General features: G+C 74.0%; 17 protein-coding genes. 14 read left to right on the top strand and 3 right to left on the bottom strand.

The annotated features are described in order from the left end of the window. Positions 1 to 2: 2 nt before the first annotated feature. A complete protein-coding gene (locus tag ABZ924_RS12935; protein WP_361907569.1) occupies positions 3 to 749 on the top strand; it encodes an SseB family protein in 747 nt (248 codons plus the stop codon). Between the two features lie 99 nt (positions 750 to 848). Here the strand turns inward: ABZ924_RS12935 and ABZ924_RS12930 are convergent, their stop codons facing one another. After that, a complete protein-coding gene (locus tag ABZ924_RS12930) occupies positions 849 to 1,253 on the bottom strand; it encodes a DUF1844 domain-containing protein (RefSeq protein WP_361907567.1) in 405 nt (134 codons plus the stop codon). Positions 1,254 to 1,612: 359 nt separating this feature from the next. Here ABZ924_RS12930 and infC point away from each other — a divergent pair, with 359 nt between their 5' ends. From infC to ABZ924_RS12870, 12 genes are all read left to right on the top strand, one after another. Then, positions 1,613 to 2,317: a translation initiation factor IF-3 gene (gene infC / locus ABZ924_RS12925; RefSeq protein ID WP_361907565.1), complete on the top strand. Its 705-nt coding sequence runs from the start codon at positions 1,613 to 1,615 to the stop codon at positions 2,315 to 2,317. Positions 2,318 to 2,422: 105 nt separating this feature from the next. Next, positions 2,423 to 2,617 (top strand): 50S ribosomal protein L35, encoded by a 195-nt coding sequence (rpmI, locus tag ABZ924_RS12920; protein ID WP_114056849.1) that lies wholly within the window; start codon positions 2,423 to 2,425, stop codon positions 2,615 to 2,617. A gap of 109 nt (positions 2,618 to 2,726) precedes the next feature. Beyond that, complete coding sequence (gene rplT / locus ABZ924_RS12915) at positions 2,727 to 3,119, top strand: 50S ribosomal protein L20 (protein ID WP_008741875.1); 393 nt, start codon at positions 2,727 to 2,729, stop codon at positions 3,117 to 3,119. 132 nt (positions 3,120 to 3,251) lie between these two features. Next, positions 3,252 to 4,115, top strand: coding sequence for an RNA methyltransferase (locus ABZ924_RS12910; RefSeq protein WP_361907562.1), 864 nt, complete (start codon positions 3,252 to 3,254; stop codon positions 4,113 to 4,115). 56 nt (positions 4,116 to 4,171) lie between these two features. After that, positions 4,172 to 5,332, top strand: a complete 1,161-nt coding sequence (locus ABZ924_RS12905) for an ATP-binding protein (RefSeq protein ID WP_361907560.1) — start codon at positions 4,172 to 4,174, stop codon at positions 5,330 to 5,332. A 145-nt stretch (positions 5,333 to 5,477) separates the two neighbouring features. Continuing rightward, complete coding sequence (gene pheS, locus ABZ924_RS12900) at positions 5,478 to 6,608, top strand: phenylalanine--tRNA ligase subunit alpha (RefSeq protein ID WP_361907559.1); 1,131 nt, start codon at positions 5,478 to 5,480, stop codon at positions 6,606 to 6,608. Beyond that, positions 6,608 to 9,136, top strand: a complete 2,529-nt coding sequence (gene pheT / locus ABZ924_RS12895; RefSeq protein ID WP_361907557.1) for a phenylalanine--tRNA ligase subunit beta — start codon at positions 6,608 to 6,610, stop codon at positions 9,134 to 9,136. Before pheS ends, pheT begins: the two co-directional genes overlap by 1 nt. Positions 9,137 to 9,519: 383 nt before the next feature. Continuing rightward, the gene (locus ABZ924_RS12890) at positions 9,520 to 10,692 is read left to right on the top strand and encodes a glycosyltransferase (protein WP_361907555.1); all 1,173 of its coding nucleotides are present in this window, start codon (positions 9,520 to 9,522) and stop codon (positions 10,690 to 10,692) included. A gap of 246 nt (positions 10,693 to 10,938) precedes the next feature. Next, positions 10,939 to 11,460, top strand: a complete 522-nt coding sequence (locus ABZ924_RS12885; protein ID WP_361907553.1) for a DUF6643 family protein — start codon at positions 10,939 to 10,941, stop codon at positions 11,458 to 11,460. A gap of 58 nt (positions 11,461 to 11,518) precedes the next feature. Then, on the top strand, positions 11,519 to 12,343 hold the full coding sequence (locus ABZ924_RS12880) for an MOSC N-terminal beta barrel domain-containing protein (RefSeq protein ID WP_361907551.1): 825 nt from the start codon (positions 11,519 to 11,521) through the stop codon (positions 12,341 to 12,343). 219 nt (positions 12,344 to 12,562) lie between these two features. Then, the gene (locus ABZ924_RS12875) at positions 12,563 to 13,162 is read left to right on the top strand and encodes a hypothetical protein (protein WP_361907549.1); all 600 of its coding nucleotides are present in this window, start codon (positions 12,563 to 12,565) and stop codon (positions 13,160 to 13,162) included. 174 nt (positions 13,163 to 13,336) lie between these two features. Next, positions 13,337 to 15,853 (top strand): right-handed parallel beta-helix repeat-containing protein, encoded by a 2,517-nt coding sequence (locus ABZ924_RS12870; RefSeq protein ID WP_361907547.1) that lies wholly within the window; start codon positions 13,337 to 13,339, stop codon positions 15,851 to 15,853. On the opposite strand, the gene ABZ924_RS12865 is transcribed toward ABZ924_RS12870, so the two are convergent. Continuing rightward, positions 15,804 to 18,275, bottom strand: coding sequence for a hypothetical protein (locus ABZ924_RS12865; protein WP_361907667.1), 2,472 nt, complete (start codon positions 18,273 to 18,275; stop codon positions 15,804 to 15,806). The two genes, ABZ924_RS12870 and ABZ924_RS12865, sit on opposite strands and share 50 nt — an antisense overlap. Before the next feature lie 308 nt (positions 18,276 to 18,583). Between ABZ924_RS12865 and ABZ924_RS12860 the strand changes: the two genes are divergently transcribed. Then, positions 18,584 to 19,081 (top strand): SRPBCC family protein, encoded by a 498-nt coding sequence (locus ABZ924_RS12860; RefSeq protein WP_361907545.1) that lies wholly within the window; start codon positions 18,584 to 18,586, stop codon positions 19,079 to 19,081. Between the two features lie 32 nt (positions 19,082 to 19,113). Here the strand turns inward: ABZ924_RS12860 and ABZ924_RS12855 are convergent, their stop codons facing one another. Next, the gene (locus ABZ924_RS12855; protein ID WP_361907543.1) at positions 19,114 to 20,265 is read right to left on the bottom strand and encodes a PLP-dependent cysteine synthase family protein; all 1,152 of its coding nucleotides are present in this window, start codon (positions 20,263 to 20,265) and stop codon (positions 19,114 to 19,116) included. Between the last annotated feature and the right edge of the window lie 139 nt (positions 20,266 to 20,404).

Below are 20,404 nucleotides of genomic sequence, written 5' to 3'. Positions count from 1 at the left end.
CTGTGGCGAACAAAAACATTCCCGACCCCGGCTTCTCCGACGACGACGGATCCGCCGACCCCCGGCTGAGCGCGGCCCTGGCCGCCTGGTCCGAGGACCGGGCGAAGGAGCCGGAGGTGCTGGCCGCGCTCAAGGGCGCCCGCCTGCTCGTCCCGGTCGTCGCCGTCCTCGGTGAGGTCGAGACCGACCCGGAGACCGGCCTGAAGCGCGAGAAGACCAGCGACATGGCCGTGCCGACCCTGCGCGCGGGGGACCGCCGGGCCCTGCCCGCCTTCACCTCGATCGCCTCGCTCGCCCTGTGGGACCCGGCCGCCCGCCCGGTCGCCGTCCCGCTGCACCAGGCGCTGGCCGCCGCCGCGCACGAGAAGGCCGACACCGTGGTGCTGGACCTGGCCGGCCCCGTCGCCTACCAGCTGACCGGCTCCGCGCTGCTCGCCCTGGCCGAGGGCCGCACCGACACCGACCCGCTGGCCGATCCCGCCGTGCGGGAGGCGGTACGGGCCGCCGTGTCCGCCGAGCCGGCCGTGCTCGGGGCCCACCTCGGCCCGGGCGGGGCGGACGCCGACGGCACCCTGGCCATCGTGCTGGCCTCCGGCCCCGAGGCCCCCGCCGCGGCCCGCCGCGTCGCCGAGGCGCTGGCGGCCGACGAGACGCTGCGGGCCCGGCTGGTGCGCGGCCTGGACCTGGCGCTGCTCCCGGAGACGGCCCCCGCCCCGCCCGGCGAGCCGCTGTACTCCCGCTCGCGCTGACCGGGACATGCCGAAGGGCCGGGGCGAACGCCGCCCCGGCCCTTCGATGTCTCCTGCGGCCGGCCGATACCGGCCCGGTACGGCCTGGCCCGCTACGGCCTAGGCGAAGACCGGCCCCGTGAACTTCTCGCCCGGGCCCTGGCCCGGCTCGTCCGGCACGATCGAGGCCTCGCGGAAGGCCAGCTGGAGCGACTTCAGGCCGTCGCGCAGCGGGGCCGCGTGGAAGGAGCTGATCTCGGTGGCGCTGGCGGTGACCAGGCCGGCCAGGGCGGTGATCAGCTTGCGGGCCTCGTCGAGGTCCTTGTGCTCGGAGTCCGGCTTGTCCAGGCCGAGGTTGACCGCCGCGGCGCTCAGCAGGTGCACGGCCACCGTGGTGATCACCTCGACCGCGGGCACGTCCGCGATGTCACGGGTCATGGCGTCGTAGTCGGGAGCCTGGTCGGCCGGGTCGGCGTGGCCGGCCTGGTCGGCCGCGGCGTCGGGGGTGGGGGTCGCGTCAGTCATGCCTCACACGATAAGCCGGGCCGTGGAGCTCCCCGCTCCGCAGGCCGCCGGGTGAGCGGACCTGGCGCGGAATGCTATATTGGGCTAACGACCGGCCGGAGACGCATGTCCCCGGCCCACAAGTGGAGGCTCCGTTCTCCCACCTGACCGCCCTCCGGGGCGGCGGGTCACCGGTCAGGCGGCATCCATCGTTCCGTACGGACGATGGAAAGCTGCCCGAGTCTGCGCCCCGCGGTTCGCACGCGGCGGTGCTCCGGTTGTATTGGAGCCCCTGCCTGTGCCCGTCGGGGCATTTTTCGTGTTCCGCCGCGGTTGGTCGTAGACGACACAAGACGTCAGCGGCTGTCTCCCGGACAGTCGTGTGGTGCTACCGAGGAGGATCCATCAGCACCGAGCCCCGCATCAACGATCGGATTCGTGTCCCTGAGGTGCGACTCGTCGGTCCCAGCGGCGAACAGGTGGGCATCGTCCCGCTTGCGAAGGCGCTTGAACTCGCGCAGGAGTACGACCTGGACCTGGTTGAGGTCGCAGCGTCTGCACGCCCGCCGGTCTGCAAGCTCATGGACTACGGCAAGTTCAAGTACGAGTCGGCCATGAAGGCCCGTGAGGCGCGCAAGAACCAGGCGCACACGGTCATCAAGGAGATGAAGCTCCGGCCGAAGATCGACCCGCACGACTACGACACCAAAAAGGGTCACGTCGTTCGGTTCCTCAAGCAGGGCGACAAGGTCAAGATCACGATCATGTTCCGTGGTCGCGAGCAGTCCCGGCCGGAGCTCGGCTACCGACTGCTGCAGCGCCTGGCGGAGGACGTCCAGGACCTCGGTTTCGTCGAGTCGAACCCGAAGCAGGACGGCCGCAACATGATCATGGTCCTCGGTCCGCACAAGAAGAAGACCGAGGCGATGGCCGAAGCCCGCGAGGCGCAGGCCGCCCGCAAGGCCGAGCGCCAGGGTGCCGCCGCCGACGACTCCGCCAAGGGAGCCGCCGCCGCGGAGGACACCGGGGTCGCCTCCGCCGAGGCCACCGAGGACGCCTCCCCCGAGGCTCCGGCCGAGGCCTGATTCCGGGGCAGCCTGTCCCGGATCACCCGACACAACATGACGTTCCCGCAAGCCGGTCCGGTACCGGACCGGTGGGGACGCCACCGACGAGGAGATAACGGCGCCATGCCGAAGAACAAGACGCACAGCGGTACCAAGAAGCGCTTCAAGGTCACCGGCTCCGGCAAGGTGCTCCGCGAGCGCGCCGGCAAGCGCCACCTGCTCGAGCACAAGTCGTCCAAGCTGACGCGTCGCCTCACCGGCAACGCCGAGATGGCCCCGGGCGACGCCGCGAAGATCAAGAAGCTTCTCGGCATCTGACGTCCCCCCGCCCCGGTCACCGCCGGGGCCAGGGACGCCGAGACCGGTACCCCATCGAACTTTCGGGCCGTGTGAAGACACCCGCGGCCCCGCTACAAGGAGTTAAAAAGTGGCACGCGTCAAGCGGGCAGTAAACGCCCACAAGAAGCGCCGGGCGATCCTCGAGGCGGCCTCCGGCTACCGCGGTCAGCGTTCGCGCCTGTACCGCAAGGCCAAGGAGCAGGTCACCCACTCGCTGGTCTACAACTTCAACGACCGCAAGAAGCGCAAGGGCGACTTCCGTCAGCTGTGGATCCAGCGCATCAACGCCGCTGCCCGCCAGAACGGCATGACGTACAACCGCCTCATCCAGGGTCTGAAGGCCGCCAACATCGAGGTGGACCGCAAGATCCTCGCGGAGCTGGCCGTCAACGACGCCAACGCGTTCGCCGCGCTGGTCGAGGTCGCCCAGAAGGCGCTCCCGGCCGACGTGAACGCCCCGAAGGCCCCCGCCGCCGCCTAAGCACCACGCGCGCGAGCAAGCCCTTCACGGCTTCAGCCCGGACCCGCAGGCCCCGTGCCTGCGGGTCCGGTGCGTTGTAGCCGACCAGCCCCACGCCACACCGCAGTACGTACGGAAGCGAGCCGACCGCCCATGGGTACCCCCGCCCCCGCCGAGCCGATCTCCCCCCGCTCCCCGCGGGTGGCCGCCGCCAGGCGCCTGGCGCGGCGCAACTTCCGCACCAAGGAGCGCCGCTTCCTCGCCGAGGGCCCCCAGGCCGTGCGCGAGGCCGTCGCGCACCGCGGGGCCACGGGCGCGACCCTGATCGAGCTGTTCGCCACCTTCGAGGCGGCCGAGCGGTACGCGGAGATCGTCACCGCCGCCCGCGAGGCCGGCGCCCGCGTCCACTACGCCTCCGACGAGGTCCTCGCCGAGGTCTCGCAGACCGTCACCCCGCAGGGGCTCGTCGGCGTCTGCCACTTCCTCGACTCGCCCTTCGAGGACATCCTCGCCGCCCGGCCCAAGCTCGTCGCCGTCCTCGCCCACGTCCGCGACCCCGGCAACGCCGGCACCGTGCTGCGCTGCGCGGACGCCGCCGGGGCCGACGCGGTCGTCCTGACCGACGCCTCCGTGGACCTGTACAACCCCAAGTCCGTCCGCGCCTCCGTCGGCTCCCTCTTCCACCTGCCCGTCGCCGTCGGCGTCCCCGTCGAGCAGGCCGTCGAGGGGCTGCGGGCCGCGGGCGTACGGATCCTGGCCGCCGACGGGGCCGGCCAGGAGGACCTCGACGCCGAGCTGGACGCCGGCACCATGGGCGGCCCCTCCGCCTGGGTCTTCGGCAACGAGGCCTGGGGCCTGCCCGAGGAGACCCGGGCCCTCGCCGACGCCGTCGTACGCGTCCCGATCCACGGCAAGGCCGAGAGCCTGAACCTCGCCACGGCCGCCGCCGTGTGCCTGTACGCCTCCGCGCGTGCACAGCGGGCGCCCGGAGGGTGCCGCTCCGTGACCCCCAGCTAGTAATGTGGCGGCCCGGGGAGCCCACTGCGCTCCTCGGAGATGTGGGGTACGGGGACATGACCGTCGGTACGAACAGCTCGCCAGTGGCCGGGGGGGCGGCCGGGACGCCGTCCCCGGCGGCCGCCGCCGGGGCAGCGGTCGAGTCGACGGACCTCGGGATCGACCCCGACGACCTGCCCGACGGGCTCGTCGTCGCCGACCAGAGCGGCCGGGTGATCTGCTTCAACTCCGCCGCCGCCCGCCTCACCGCCCTCGCCCCCGCCGAGGCGCTCGGCGCCCCCATCGAGCACGCCCTGCCGCTGGAGGACCTCGACGGCCGCCGCTGGTGGGCGTTGACCGACCCGTACGGGGGCCTCACCACCCGCCGCGGCCAGCCCGAGCGCAACCTGCTCCTGCCCGGCGGCCGCGAAGTCCTCGTCTCCGCCCGGTACGTCCGCGCCCACCCCACCGGCCCGCTGCACCGCCTCGTCGTCACCCTGCGCGGCACCGAGGCCCGCCGCCGCACCGAGCGCAGCCACGCCGAGCTGATCGCGACCGTCGCCCACGAGCTGCGCTCCCCGCTGACCTCCGTCAAGGGCTTCACCGCGACCCTCCTCGCCAAATGGGAGCGCTTCACCGACGACCAGAAGCGCCTGATGCTGGAGACCGTCGATGCCGACGCCAACCGCGTCACCCGCCTGATCGCCGAACTCCTCGACATCTCCCGCATCGACTCCGGCCGACTCGAGGTCCGCCGCCAGCCCGTCGACATCGCCACGGCCGTCGGCCGCCACGTCCAGGCCCTCACCGCGAACGGCCAGGCCCCCGACCGGTTCCTCGTCCGGGTCAGCCGCGCCCTGCCCGACCTGTGGGCCGACCCCGACAAGATCGACCAGATCCTCGGCAACCTGCTCGAAAATGCGGTGCGGCACGGCGAGGGAACCGTCACCATCGACGTGTCGCCGACCAGCCTGACGAACGCAGCGGGCAAGACCGAGAAGGGAACCGCCGTCACCGTGACCGATGAGGGCCCCGGGATCCCCGAGGAGTCGATGGGCCGCGTCTTCACCCGCTTCTGGCGGGGCAGCAAACGCGGCGGCACCGGCCTGGGCCTGTACATCGTCAAGGGCATCGTCGAAGCCCACGGCGGCACCATCACGGTCGGCCGCGGCCCCGGCGGCGGCGCGGAATTCCGATTTATCCTGCCCGTCGGCGCGCCCGCGTACCTCACGCAGTAGCACTGCGGAGCGTCTCGCCAGGCGGCCCACGGGCTCCTCCGCCCCCCGCGGCCCGTAGACTCGTCCTTTGGCACCTTTGTGTCCTTGTATCGAGCTCCATGAGTCGCGGGGACCTCCAGCCAGCCCATCGGAAGTACGGGAAGAGATGTCGGCACCGAACAAGTCGTACGACCCTGTCGAGGTCGAGGCACTGAAACCGGAAGAGATCGAGCGCATGCGGGACGAGGCGCTCGCCGCCTTCGCGGCCGCCGGCGACCTCGACGCACTGGCGCACGCGAAGACCGCCCACACCGGCGGCACCTCGCCGCTGGCCCTCGCCAACCGCGAGATCGGCGCGCTGCCCCCGCAGGCCAAGGCCGAGGCGGGCAAGCGCGTGGGCCAGGCCCGCGGCGCGGTGAACAAGGCGTTCGCGGAGCGCCTCGCCCAGCTCGAGGCCGAGCGCGACGAGCGCGTGCTCGTCGAGGAGGCGGTGGACGTCACCCTGCCCTACGACCGTGTCCCGGCCGGCGCCCGCCACCCCCTGACCACGCTGATGGACCGCGTCGCGGACATCTTCACGGCCATGGGGTACGAGGTCGCCGAGGGCCCCGAGGTCGAGGCCGAGTGGTTCAACTTCGACGCCCTCAACTTCACGCCCGACCACCCGGCCCGGCAGATGCAGGACACCTTCTTCGTCCAGGGCCCCAAGGGCGTCGAGGGCGACGAGTCCGGCGTCGTGCTGCGCACCCACACCTCGCCGGTGCAGGCCCGCTCGCTGCTGGAGCGCCGCGAGCCGCCCGTGTACGTCGTCTGCCCGGGCCGCGTCTACCGCACCGACGAGCTCGACGCCACGCACACCCCGGTCTTCCACCAGGTCGAGCTGCTCGCCGTGGACAAGGGCCTGACGATGGCCGACCTCAGGGGCACCATCGACCACATGGTCAAGGAGCTCTTCGGCGAGGAGACCACGACCCGCCTGCGCCCGCACTTCTTCCCGTTCACCGAGCCGTCCGCCGAGATGGACATGCAGTGCTACGTGTGCCGCGGCGAGTCCGTGGGCAACCCCGACCGCCCCTGCCGCACCTGTTCCAGCGAGGGTTGGATCGAGCTCGGCGGCTGCGGCATGGTCAATCCGAAGGTGCTCATCGCCTGTGGCGTGGACCCCGAGGAGTACAGCGGGTTCGCCTTCGGCTTCGGCATCGAGCGGATGCTGATGTTCCGGCACAACGTGGAAGACATGCGAGACATGGTCGAGGGTGACGTCCGGTTCACCCGGCCTTTCGGGATGGAGATCTGATGCGGGTCCCGCTTTCCTGGCTGCGGGAGTACGTCGACCTGCCTGCGGGCACCACCGGTCGGGACGTCGCTGCCAAGCTCATCGACGCCGGTCTGGAGGTCGAGACCGTCGAGCAGCTCGGCGCGGACCTGACCGGCCCCCTCGTCGTCGGCCAGGTGCTGACCATCGAGGAGCTCACCGAGTTCAAGAAGCCGATCCGCTTCTGCACCGTCGACGTCGGCTCCGCCAACGGCACCGGCGAGCCACAGGAGATCGTCTGCGGCGCCCGCAACTTCGCCGTCGGCGACAAGGTTGTCGTGGCGCTGCCCGGCGCCGTCCTGCCCGGCGACTTCGCGATCGCCGCGCGCAAGACGTACGGCAAGAACTCGCACGGCATGATCTGCTCCGGCGACGAGCTGGGCATGGGCGACGACGGCACGCACGGCATCATCGTGCTGCCGCCCGAGCACGAGGTCGGCACCGACGCCATCGAGCTGCTCGAGCTGCGCGACGAGGTCCTCGACATCGACGTCACCCCCGACCGCGGCTACTGCATGTCGATGCGCGGCATCGCCCGCGAGACCGCCACCGCGTTCGGCCTGCCGCTGCGCGACCCGGCCCTCCTCGACGTGCCCGCGCCCAACTCCTACGGCTACCTCGTCAAGATCTCCGACCCGGCCGGCTGCGACCGCTTCACCGCGCGCACCGTCACGGGCCTGGACCCCGAGGCGAAGTCCCCGATCTGGCTCAAGCGCCGCCTCCAGAAGGCCGGCATGCGCCCGATCTCCCTCGCCGTGGACGTCACCAACTACGTGATGCTGGAGCTCGGCCAGCCCCTGCACGCGTACGACCGCTCCCGCCTCGACGGCGCCATCGGCGTCCGACGGGCCGAGCAGGGCGAGAAGTTCACCACCCTCGACGGGGTCAAGCGCACCCTCGACGCCGAGGACCTGGTGATCACCGACAACAGCGGGCCGATCGGCCTCGCCGGTGTCATGGGCGGCGCCAACACCGAGATCGCCGACTCCGTCACCGACCCGGAGACCGGCCAGGTCACCGGCACCACGGACGTCGTGATCGAAGCCGCGCACTTCGACCCGGTCTCCATCTCGCGCACCGCCCGCCGCCTGAAGCTGTCCTCGGAGTCCTCCAAGCGCTTCGAGCGCGGCGTCGACCCGCAGGCCGCCTCCGCGGCCGCCCAGCGGACCGTCGACCTGCTCGTGCTGCTCGCCGGCGGCACCGCCGAGGCCGGCGTCACCGAGCTGACCGCCCCGGGCGCCCCGCGCACCATCGCGATGCGTGCGGACCACCCGGACAAGGTCGCCGGCGTCGCCTACGGCCGCGAGACCGTCGTGCGCCGCCTGCAGGAGGTCGGCTGCGACGTCTACGGCCAGGACGAGCTCGTCGTCACCGTTCCCTCGTGGCGGTCCGACCTCGCCGAGCCGAACGACCTCGCCGAAGAGGTCATCCGGCTCGAGGGGTACGCCAACCTGCCCTCGACCCTGCCCCAGGTGCCCTCCGGCCGCGGCCTCACCGCCCGCCAGCAGCTGCACCGCCGGGCCGGGCGGGCGTTGGCCGGCGCCGGCTACGTCGAGGCGCTGAACTACCCGTTCATCGGCGAGGGCGTCTTCGACCAGCTCCAGCTCGCCGGCGACGACGCCGCCCGCCGGGTGGTCAAGCTCGTCAACCCGCTCTCCGACGAGGAGCCGGCGCTGCGCACCACGCTGCTGCCGGGGCTGCTGGGCGCCCTGCGCCGCAACGACAGCCGCGGCAGCCACGACCTCGCCCTCTTCGAGACCGGCCTCGTCTTCCGGGCCGGCGAGGAGGCGGGCGTCGCGGTGCGGCTGCCCGTCGACCGCCGTCCCACCGACGAGGAGGTCGCCACGCTCGACGCCGCGCTGCCCGCGCAGCCGCGGTACGCCGCCGTCGTGCTGGCCGGGGCCCGCGAGCAGGCCGGCTGGTGGGGCAAGGGCCGTCCGTCCGACTGGGCCGACGCGGTCCAGGCCGCCCGCGCCCTGGCGGCCGAGGCCGGTGCCGAGCTGGTCGTCCGGCAGGGGCAGTACGGGCCGTGGCACCCGGGCCGGTGCGCCGAGCTGGTCGTCACCCTCGACGGCGTCGAGCAGGTCATCGGCCACGCCGGTGAACTGCACCCGCGCGTCGTCAAGGCCCTGGGCCTGCCGGCCCGCACCAGCGCCATGGAGCTCGACCTGGACCGCCTGCAGGCGGCCGGCGGCGAGCCCGTGCAGGCGCCGCGGATCTCCACCTTCCCGGTGGCGACCCAGGACGTCGCGCTGATCGTCGACGCGGCGGTTCCGTCGGCGGAGGTCGAGGCGGCCCTGCGCGAAGGCGCGGGCGAACTCCTCGAATCCCTCCGCCTGTTCGACGTCTTCACCGGCGAGCAGGTCGGCGAGGGCAAGAAGTCCCTGGCCTACGCCCTGCGGTTCCGCGCGGCCGACCGGACCCTCACGGTCGAGGAGTCCACGGCCGCCCGTGACGCGGCGGTGGCGCTGGCCGGCGACCGCACCGGCGCGGTCCTCCGCGGCGCGTAGCCGCTGCGAAATCCCGCCCGAGGGGCGCACCCCACCCGGGGTGCGCCCCTCACCCATGTCCCCACCGACCGAGCCCCTGCGGGGAGCTTTTCCCCTACCCGCCCCTTCCCGAACTGGGGCTCCGCCCCAGACCCCGCGCCTCAAACGCCGGCGGGGCTGGAATATCCAGCCCGCGCGGCGTTTGAGCGCACCGGGCGCGAAGCGCACGGAACGGGGTCCGGGGCGTCAGCCCCGGTTTCCGGGGGCACCTCCCAGCGGTAGCTGGGGGAGAAGGGGCGGGGAGGGGAACGGCCCCGCGCAGCGGCGAGCCCACACCGAGCCGCGCCACCCGACCCGGCGTGCATACGGGACAGGCCGCGCCCGCTTCGGCACACTGCTTGGGCATGGGCCTCCTCAGCGCCGCCGCCTGCGCCTCCCTCACCGCCTGGATCTGGCTCACCCTCGCCCAGGGCATGTTCTGGCGGACCGACGTCCGCCTCCCGCCCCGCACCGCCCCCGCCCACTGGCCGGCGGTGGCCATCGTGGTCCCGGCCCGCGACGAGGCCGAGGTCCTGCCCTGCAGCCTGGTGTCGCTGATCGCGCAGGACTATCCCGGCGAGGCCGAGATCATCCTGGTCGACGACGGCAGCACGGACGGCACGGGCGCCCTCGCCCTGCGCCTGGCCCGCGAGCACCCCGGCCTCCCGCTCACGGTCGCCTCGCCCGGGGAGCCCGAGCCGGGCTGGACCGGCAAGCTGTGGGCCCTGCGCCACGGCATCGCGCTCGCCCGCACCGCCCACGCCACCGAGCCGGAGTTCCTCCTGCTCACCGACGCCGACATCGCGCACGAGCCGGACAGCCTGCGCGAGCTGGTCGCCGCCGCGACCAGCGCGGGCCTCGACCTCGTGTCGCAGATGGCCCGGCTGCGCGTCGCCGGCGCGTGGGAGCGGCTCGTCGTTCCGGCGTTCGTCTACTTCTTCGCCCAGCTGTACCCCTTCCGCCGGATCAACCGCCCCACCGGCCGGACCGCCGCCGCGGCCGGCGGCTGCGTGCTGCTGCGCACGGAGGCCGCCGTACGGGCCGGGATCCCGGAGTCGATCCGGCAGGCCGTCATCGACGACGTCTCCCTGGCCCGGGCGGTGCGGCGCTCCGGCGGCCGGATCTGGCTGGGCCTCGCGGAGCGGGTGGACAGCGTGCGTCCGTACCCGGCCCTGGCCGACCTGTGGCGGATGGTCTCGCGCAGCGCGTACGCACAACTGCGCCACCGGCCGATGCTGCTGGCCGGGACGGTGGCCGGGCTGGTCCTGGTCTACCTGGTGCCCCCGGCCGCCCTCTTCGCGGGGCTGGCGGCCGGGCGCCCGGCAGCCGCGTGGGCCGGGGGGCTGGCCTGGCTGCTGATGGCGGGCACGTACCTGCCGATGCTGCGCTACTACCGGCAGCCCGCGGCGCTGGCTCCGCTGCTTCCGCTCACGGCCCTGCTGTACCTGCTGATGACCGTCGACTCGGCCGTGCAGCACTACCGGGGGCGCGGGGCGGCCTGGAAGGGCCGTACCTATGCCCGCCCGAGCGACGCCTGAAACCGCGGAACCGCCCTCCTCCCGATGTCATCGCAGGTCACCGAGGTGTGACGCTCTGTCAGCAACATGTCGGTGCAACACCCAACCACCGAGCACGAGTCGGAGCAAGATGGGACGCAAGAGACGAATCGTGCACGTGAACGTGAAGTGAAAGGTGTGGCGCTGACCTGCGAAGATGCAGGTCAGCGCGGCGTTCGTCACACCTCGCTATGGACCCCGTGAAGTCGTGGGCTTAACTTATGTCCCATGACCTCCCCCCGCTCCACTTATGGCGGCGGCTACTACTCCGCGCCCTCCTTCCCGGACACCCCCATCTACGACTCGCTCGTGGCGGAACGCGGGACTCCGCAGATCGCCCCGATCCGGGTTCCGGCCGCCTACGACTCCCCGAGCACGGGCTATTCGAGCGGTGGCTACGTCCCGGCCCTCCCCTCCGCGCTGCCCGCGCTGCCGGCCGCGCTGCCCCCGGCAGCGCCCCAGCAGCAGCAGACCGGCGGGTACGGCTACCCGTACCAGGGGCAGGCCGCGCCCGCGCCCATGCCCCTGCAGAACGCGCCCGCGCCGTACATCCCGCAGCAGCAGCCGGTGGCGGCCCGCGCGGCGTACATGCAGCAGGCCCAGCCGCAGCAGCCCCGTCCGATGGCCGCGGCCACCGGGTACGAGGCCATGCGCCCGGCCGCGCCGCGCCCGATGCAGGTCCCGACCCCCGTCCCGGCCGCCACGTACGAGGACCCGTACGGCCGCCCGTACCAGCAGCGCGGGTACTGACGGGAGGCCGGCCGGCGCTCCCTTGGGAGGGCGGCGGGGCTCCTGGCAGGATGCTCCCATGTCGAACCTCTCCGTCCATGCGCTCCACGTCCACCCCGTCAAGTCGGTAGCGGGGACAGCTCCCGACGAGGTGGCCGTGGAGCCATGGGGCTTTTCCGGGGACCGCCGCTGGGCGCTCGTCGACACCGAGGGCACGGTCATCACCCAACGCCAGCAGCCCCGGCTGGCGTTGGCCGCCGCGCGTCCCCTTGCGGGGGGCAGGGTCGCGCTGTCGGCACCGGGCATGTCCGAGCTGGTGGTCGACGTGCCGGAGCCCGGGCCGCTGGAGCCGGTCGTCCTGTTCGGCAAGAAGGTCGAGACCGTGGTCGCGGCGGCCGCCGCGGCCGACTGGTTCAGCACCTACCTCGGCGTGCCGGCGCGGCTCGTGCACCTGGACGACCCCGCCGTGCGGCGCCCCGTGGACCCCGATCACGCGCTGCCCGGCGAGACGGTGAGCCTCGCCGACGCCTACCCGGTGCTGCTCACCACCCTGGCGTCCCTGGACGCCCTCAACGCGCTGATCGCGCAGGGCGGCCACCCCGAGGAGGGCCCGCTGCCGATGAACCGCTTCCGGCCCAACCTGGTGGTCGCCGGGGCCGAGGCGTGGGCCGAGGACGGCTGGCGGCGGATCGCGATCGGCGACGCCGTCTTCCGCGGCGTGCGCGAGTGCGGCCGCTGCATCGTGACCACGACCGACCAGCGGACGGCCGAGGGCGGCAAGGAGCCGCTCAAGACCCTGGCCAGGCACCGGCGGATCGGCAAGTCACTGGCGTTCGGCCGGCAGCTGGTGCCGGTGCGGACGGGAACGGTGCGCGTCGGCGACGAGGTCCGCGTCCTGGAATGACACCTTCGAGGGGCTCTGCGCACACGCTGGAACCAAGAGCCCAGCAGATGCCGTTGGATCAGTCGAAACGTGTCGCACGAGGTACGGGGGACGTGCACCGGATCGGGTGACACGTCCTTCGCGAGTCCCGGAATGCGCGTCGCCGGGGTGTGCGAGAGGCTTGGACGGCAGGCAGACGGAGGCTGGCACAAGTTGGGGGGCCGGACCGTGTGGACAGCAATGGGTGTGTGGCGCTGGCGGCGCAATCCGCTGCGGCGGCCGACCGATCTCTTCGAGGCCTGGCTGGCGTTCACCGCGCTGGTGTGCGTCCTGCTGGTGGCCCCGGCCGTCGGCTGCGTGACCGGCCTGGAGGTGGACGGGGCGCTGCAGCAGGCCGCGCGCGTACAGCAGCAGGAGCGGTACCTGGTCCCGGCGGTGGTGGTCCGGCCGGCCGCGGAGCCGCCCACGGGCGCGGCCGCGGATCCGGCGGCGCAGCGGCAGACCCCGCAGCGGACTCAGATCGTGGCGTCGTGGACCGCCCCGGACGGCAGCAGCCACGAGGGCACGGTCCCGGCGGCGGAGGAACCGCCGCAGGCCGGCGACCGGTTCCGGATATGGACCGATCTGCGGGGCCGGCTCGTGGGGCGCCCGCTCGACTCGTCCATGGCCAGTGCGCACGCCGCGGTCGCGGGCCTGGCCGCCGCGATCGGCGCCGCCGCGCTGGTGGAGACGGTGCGCCGGCTCGTCGTACGGCGGCTCGTGCACCTGCGCTACCGGCGGCTGGACCGGGCCTGGGCCGCGGCGGGACCGGACTGGGGCCGGGCGGGCGCGGGCAGTTGACCTGGCGGCCCCGCGGCCTCCCGCGCGCTACGGTGGAGCGGTCGGAGCGGTTGCCGTGGGCCGCCCTCGGTGGCCGGAGGCGTCCACCGCGGGGCGCCGGATGCGGCTCCGGCGGGTTCGGTCGCTTCAGTCGCTTCGAGAGCGCAAGGACGAGGGCGGGGGCACAACAGCACCATGGCACACGGCACGGTCCAGGTGACGCACGGCGGGTCCTCGCGGTGGCGGCGCCGCTCCGGTGAGTATCCGACACTGGCCGCCGCGCTCGCCGCCGCGGGCGACGGGGACGTGCTGTCCCTCGCCCCGGGCACCTACCGGGAGAACCTGGTGCTGCACCACGCCGTCACCCTGCGCGGGCCGGAGGGCGGCGGGGCCGGTTCGGTACGGATCGCGCCGCCCGACGGGGTCGCGCTGACCCTGAGGGCCTCGGCCGTGGTGCAGGACCTGTACCTGGAGGGCCAGGACCGGGCTGCGCCCGCGCTGCTGGTGGAGGAGGGCTCCCCCGAACTGACCGACCTGAGGGTGAGCACCCGTTCGGCGGCCGGCATCGAGGTGCGCGGCGGGGCCCGGCCGCTGGTGCGCCGGTGCACGGTGGAGAACCCGTCGGGCGTCGGGATCGCCGTGGTCGACGGCGGCGGCGGGGTGTTCGAGGAGTGCGAGGTCGTCGCCGCCGGCCAGAGCGGGTTCTCGGTGCGCGGCGGCGGGCACCCGCGCCTGGAGCGCTGCCGGGTCCACCACGCCTCGGGCGCGGGCATCGCCGTCACGGGCGAGGGCTCTGGGCTGGAGGCTCTGGGCTGCGAAGTGTACGAGATCAAGGGCACCGGCGTGCAGATCGCCGCCCGGGCGGCCGCCCGCCTCACCGACTGCATGGTCCACCGCACCACCGCGGACGGCATCACCCTCGACACGGACGCCGTGCTCACCCTCTCCGGCTGCGACATCCACGACATCCCCGAGAACGCGGTCGACCTGCGGTCCCGTTCGGTGCTCACCCTCTCCCGCACCACCGTGCGCCGCTTCGGCCGCAACGGCCTGTCCGTGTGGGACCCGGGCACGCGGGTGGACGCCGAGTCCTGCGAGATCCACGACAGCACCGGGGACTACCCCGCGGTGTGGATCAGCGACGGGGCGACCGCCTCGCTGACCTCCTGCCGGGTGCACGACGTGCCCGACGCGGTGTTCGTCCTCGACCGCGGCTCGCGGGCCGATGTGGTCGACAGCGATCTGTCGCAGGTGCGCAACACCGCCGTCTCGGTGAGCGACGGGGCGACCGTGCAGGTCGACGACTGCCGGATCCGGGAGGCGGGGACCGGGGCCTGGTTCCGCGACCACGGCAGCGGCGGCACCCTCGCGGGCAGCACCATCGACCGCGTCCAGACCGGGGTCATCGTCACCAAGGGCGCCGATCCGTCGGTGGAGCGGTGCACGGTCACCTCGCCCGCCGAGGCCGGGTTCTACGTGTCGGCCGGCGGCCGGGGGAGCTTCCACGGCTGCCGGGTGACCGACAGCTCCGGCTTCGGGTTCCACGTCCTCGACGGCTGCCGCACCACGCTGACCCGCTGCCGCACCGAGCGCTGCGCGCGGGGAGGGTACGAGTTCGCGGAGGACGGGCCCCTCGCCGAGGGCTGCACCGCGGACGATCCGGCGTCCCGCTTCGCCGCCGACCGGCCGGGGCCGGGCGGCGGGGCCGCCGGGGAGCGGGCGGACGGTGAGTGGGCGGACGGGGGGTGGCCGGGCGGCCGTACGCTCACCGCTCGGCAGGGCGGCGCGGAACCCTCCCCCGCCGGGGAGGCGGCGCGGCTGCCGGGGTCGCGCCCGGCGGGCGGTGAGCCCCGTGCGGATGCGGCGGACCGGCCGGACCGGGGGCCGGTGCGGACGGGGTCAGGTGCGGTGCTCGAGCGGCTCGAGGCGCTGGTGGGGCTGGAGAGCGTCAAGCGGGAGGTGCGTGCGCTCACCGACATGATCGAGGTGGGCCGGCGGCGGCAGCAGGCGGGCCTGAAGGCCGCCTCCGTCCGCCGCCACCTGGTCTTCACCGGCTCCCCCGGCACCGGCAAGACCACGGTGGCCAGGCTGTACGGCGAGATCCTCGCCTCGCTCGGCGTCCTGGAACGCGGCCACCTCGTCGAGGTCTCCCGCGTGGACCTGGTCGGCGAGCACATCGGGTCCACCGCCATCCGGACGCAGGAGGCCTTCGAGCGGGCCCGCGGCGGCGTCCTGTTCATCGACGAGGCGTACGCGCTGGCCCCCGAGGACTCGGGTCGGGACTTCGGGCGGGAGGCGATCGACACCCTCGTGAAGCTGATGGAGGACCACCGGGACGCCGTCGTGGTGATCGTCGCCGGATACACGGCGGAGATGGACCGCTTCCTGACCGTCAATCCGGGCGTCGCCTCGCGCTTCTCCCGGACCATCACCTTCGGCGACTACAGCCCCGAGGAGCTGCTGCGGATCGTGGAACAGCAGGCGGAGGAGCACGAGTACCGGCTCGGCGAGGGCACGGCCGCGGCGCTGCTGAGGTACTTCACGGAGCTGCCGAAGGGTCCGGCGTTCGGGAACGGGCGGACCGCGCGGCAGACCTTCGAGTCGATGGTCGAGCGGCACGCGGGGCGGGTGGCGCAGCTGGCGGATCCGGACACCGACGAGCTCACCCTGCTGTTCGCGGAGGATCTCCCGGCGCTGCCGGCTCCTTGCTGATCCGCGGGGCCGGGACACCGGGCGGGACGGACGGGACGGGCCGGGCCTGCCGGACTTCCTGGTGCTGCTGGTGCTGCTGATCCCGCTGATCCCGCTGGTCCTGCGGTGCGGGCGGGCCGGCCAGGCGGGCCAGCAGGGCGTCGCGTTCGGCGGCGAAGGCGGGGTCGGCCTGGTAGTCGAAGTGGCCGAGGACGGGCGCCGGGAGCGGGTGGCGGGCGCTGCGCCCGTAGGCGAGCGGGTCGGCGAGCGGGCCCCGGTCAACGTTCTCGGCGTACCCGGCGTCCCCGGCGTCCTGCCCGGCGCGGGCGGCGACGGGGCCGCCGATCGGGTCGGTGGCCCGCCACAGGTTGCGCCAGCAGTCGACCTGCCGGTGCAGGGCCAGGAGCGGGCCGGGCCCGAAGTAGGCCGGGAACCAGCGCCCGTAGAGGCGGCGCAGCGGGGAGCCGTACGTGAGCAGGGCGACGCGGCGGCGGACGTGCGGCGGCAGCTGCCAGACGGCGGCGGCCGCGAGGACACTGCCCTGGGAGTGGCCGGAGATCACCAGGCGGCCGCCGGTGCGGCCGGTCCAGCCGGTCATCCTCCAGGTCAGGTCGGGCACGGCCCGCTCGGCGTAGCAGGGCGGGGCGAAGGGGTGGGCGGCGCGCGGCCAGAAGGTGCCGACGTCCCACAGCACGCCGATGGTGCGGCGGGCGGCAGGGTCGCGGTAGGCGCGCCGGCCCCAGGTGACGAAGAGCAGGAAGCCCAAACCGATCAGCCAGGACCCGGCGTCCTGGGCGGCCCGGGCGGCGGCCTCCAACAGCGGGTGCGTGCCGCGGGCGGCCTCGCCAGGGACCTGCCCGCTCAGCCACGCCCCGGTCAGGGCGCCCGCGCCGAGCAGCAGGGTGGTCCCGGCGACGGCGGCGACGAACCAGGGTGCGGAGTCGGTGAGCGCGGCGGCGGCCCGGACCCCGGCGATGCGGCGGCTGCGGTCCGCATCCGGGGCTTCGCCCGGGTACTCGGCGGCCACGCCGGGGGCGATCCGGCGCCGGGAGAGGAGGGCGCGGACCACGACGACGGCCGCGAGCAGCGCGAGGACCAGGAGCAGCGGGGGCAGGACGGCGGCCTGCCAGGACAGCAGCACGGGCGGGGCGGGCACGGCGGTGGCGCCGTTGCTGCTGCCGTCGAGCCAGTCGGCGACGCGCTGGGCGACCCCGCCGGACATGACGCCGCCGAGGGCGCAGCCGAGGAGGGCGATGGCAGGGCCGCCGAGCCCGGACAGGGCGGTTTCCGGGTCGGGTGCGAGGCGGTGGAGGCGGAGGGCGACGGCGGCGAGGAGCAGGGCGCAGCAGCCCTGTCCCAGCATGAGCGCGCCGAAGGCGAAGTCGCCGGGGAGCCGGCCGGAGGAGATCCATCCGGGGCGGGACCAGCAGGCGTACACCAAGGCGGTGGCGAGGAGGGCGAGCGCGGCGGCGGGCAGCCAGGTGACGGCGGCCCCGTCGAGGCGGTGGTCGGCCCGGGCCTCGGTGCGGCCGCGCCGGCAGACCACCCAGGCGACGGCGGCGGCCGCGAGGGTGAGCAGGAACTCCACGGCCCAGCCGAAGGCTTCGAGGGCGGGCGCGGCGGCGGTGCGGTCGTGGCGGGCGGTGGGCACGGCGACGGCGGCGGCGACGGTGAGCAGCCCGGCGGCGGTGTGGGCGGCGCGCAGCCGGGCCACGATCCGGCGGCCGTACCAGAATCCGGGGCGGCCGAGGGCGGGGGCCGCGTCTGGGGAGTCGAGGGTCTCGGAGGCACCGGGCGCCCCGGCAGCGTCCCCCGGCCTGGCAGCGGCCGCGGCCCCGGCTGCGTCCGTGGGCGGGGTCTGGGATTCGTACGCGCTCCACGTCCGGTTGGACAGGAACCACAGCAGCCCCGTGAGCGCCGCCGGGAGCAGCGCGGCGAGCGCGAGCCGCCGCCCGGGCTGCCCCCACCAGCGGCCGGGTTGGGCGAAGCCCGGCCAGGAGCGGGAGCCGGCGCAGGCCGGGGAGCCTGCGCACTGCCAGGCGAGGAGGTCGAGCGCCACCTCGCAGGCGGCCGCGATCAGCAGCAGGGTGAGGCTGAGGGCGAGGATCCGGACGAGGACCCCGTACGTCCGCACCGCGCGCGGCGGCGGGGCGCCGTCGGGCACGGCGGGGCGGGCCCAGTGTGCGAGGTTGACGACCATGAACGGCAGGAGCAGCAGCCACAGCGCGCGGGATCCGTTGCCGGAGGTGAGCCGGGACCAGCAGTACGCCTCCACGACGGGCCGGCCGGCATAGCGCTCGGGATGGGACTCGGCGTCGGCGTCGGCGGCGCGGCGGAAGACGGCGGCGGTCGCGTCACCGGTGACCCGGACGGTGCGCGGGTCGTCGAGCAGCTCGTCGGGGGACGCGCCGTGCACGCCGTGGACGCGGAGTTCCAGGGCCAGGGGCCGGGGCGGGGCGAGGAGTTCGAGGGCGAGGAGGTGCGGGGTCTGAGGGTGGTCCGGCACGGCGGTCTCCGCTCACGGGGCGGCATCGGCGCAGGTCCAGCATCCCGCGCGGGGGGCCGCACGCATAGCCCCTGTACGGGCGATGCCGGCTGCCGCACGAGGTAACCTGACAGAGCATCAACTACTCTCTGCCGCAGGCAGATCCGGCACCCCGAGCACACCAGGCGGCACCAGGCACACCAGGCGCACCCGCACACAGGCGCACCCGCGCACCCGCGCACAACGGACTCCTCAGGAGGCAGGCCATGGCTCGCAGTCTCCGCCCGGTGGGGCTGGACTTCACCGGCAGCGCCCCGTTCCGCCCGTCCTTCACCGCCCGCACGGCCGCACCGCCCGAGGCCGTGTACCGGGCGCTGGCCGAGGAGGTCGAGGGCTGGCCGCAGTGGTTCGGGGCGGTGACCCTCGCCCGGCCGGCGGACGGCGGCGCCGGCCGGGAGGTGCGGCTGCGGGGCGGGGTGTGGTTCCGGGAGAAGATCATGGCGGCCGACCCCGAGCGGCGCTACGCGTACCGGGTCGACGAGACCAATGTCCCCGGGGTGCGGGCCCTGTTGGAGGAGTGGCGGCTCACCCCGGCCGCCACGGGTCCCGGGAGCGAGGTCCGCTGGACGTTCGCCGCGGACGGCTCGGCCCCGTTCCTCCTCGCCCTCGCCGGCGCCCGCCCGGGCCTCGGGCACTCGTTCCGCACCGCGGTCCGCGCCCTGGACGCCCGCCTGTCGGAACGCCGTTGGAGCGGCGGCCGCTGAGGCGGGCGGCCTCGGCTGTCGGATGCGGCGGGTCAGGCGAGGCCGGGCTCGCGCCACACCCCGGTCTCCAGCAGGGTCGCGATGGTCTTCTCGTACGGGGCGATGTCCAGGCCCTGCGCGGCCACCCACTCGTCCGAGTAGTACTTGTCGAGGTAGCGGTCGCCCGGGTCGCACAGCAGGGTGACGACGCTGCCCGTGCGGCCCTCCGCCACCATCTCCGAGATGATCTTCAGCGCGCTCCACACGCCCGTGCCGGTGGAGCCGCCGGCTTTGCGGCCTATGGCCTGCTCCAGGGCGCGGCAGGCGGCGACGCTCGCCGCGTCCGGCACCTTCATCATCCGGTCGATGGCGCCCGGCACGAAGCTGGGCTCCATCCGGGGCCGGCCGATGCCCTCGATGCGGGAGCCGCAATCGCTGCTCGCGTGGGGGTCGTTGCGGGTCCAGCCGTCGAAGAAGCAGGAGTTCTCCGGGTCCGGGACGCAGATGCGGGTGTCGTACTGCATGTAGTGCACGTAGCGGGCGATGGTCGCCGAGGTACCGCCGGTGCCGGCAGTGGCCACGATCCAGGCGGGCTCGGGGTAACGCTCCAGGCGCAGCTGCTGGTACATCGATTCTGCAATGTTGTTGTTGCCGCGCCAGTCCGTCGCGCGCTCCGCGTAGGTGAACTGGTCCATGTAGTGGCCGCCGGTGCGGGCGGCGAGGTTCGCCGACTCCTCGTACATCTTCATCGGGTCGTCGACGAAGTGGCATTCCCCGCCGTGGAATTCGATCAGGCGGCACTTCTCCGGGCTGGTCGTGCGCGGCATGACGGCGATGAACGGTACGCCGATGAGCTTGGCGAAGTACGCCTCGGAGACGGCCGTCGAGCCGGAGGAGGCCTCGATGACGGGGCGTCCGGGGCGGATCCAGCCGTTGCACAGGGCGTAGAGGAACAGCGAGCGCGCCAGGCGGTGCTTGAGGGAGCCCGTGGGGTGCGTGGACTCGTCCTTGAGGTACAGGTCGATGCCCCACGCCTCGGGGAGCGGGAAGCGCAGCAGGTGCGTGTCGGCGGAGCGGTTGGCGTCCGCCTGGACCTTGCGGACGGCTTCGTTCAGCCAGGCGCGGTAGTCCGCGTCGCTACGGTCGACGTCGACCGTCGTGGCCGTGGTGGCCGTCGTACCGGCGGTGGTACGGGTGGTGCTCATGCGCCTTGCTCCTTCGTGCGGTTCTTCGCCCCCTGCTTTCGCAATGTACCTCTCTCACCTGCACAAACAGTCACTTTGGGTATCCATGCGGATCGCTTTCGATCGCGTTCGGTTGCATCCGCGGGCACCGTGGGTGACC

The organism is Streptomyces sp. NPDC046876 (assembly GCF_040645035.1).
GTDB lineage: Bacteria > Actinomycetota > Actinomycetes > Streptomycetales > Streptomycetaceae > Streptomyces.
This window is presented reverse-complemented; position numbering and strand designations above follow the sequence as displayed.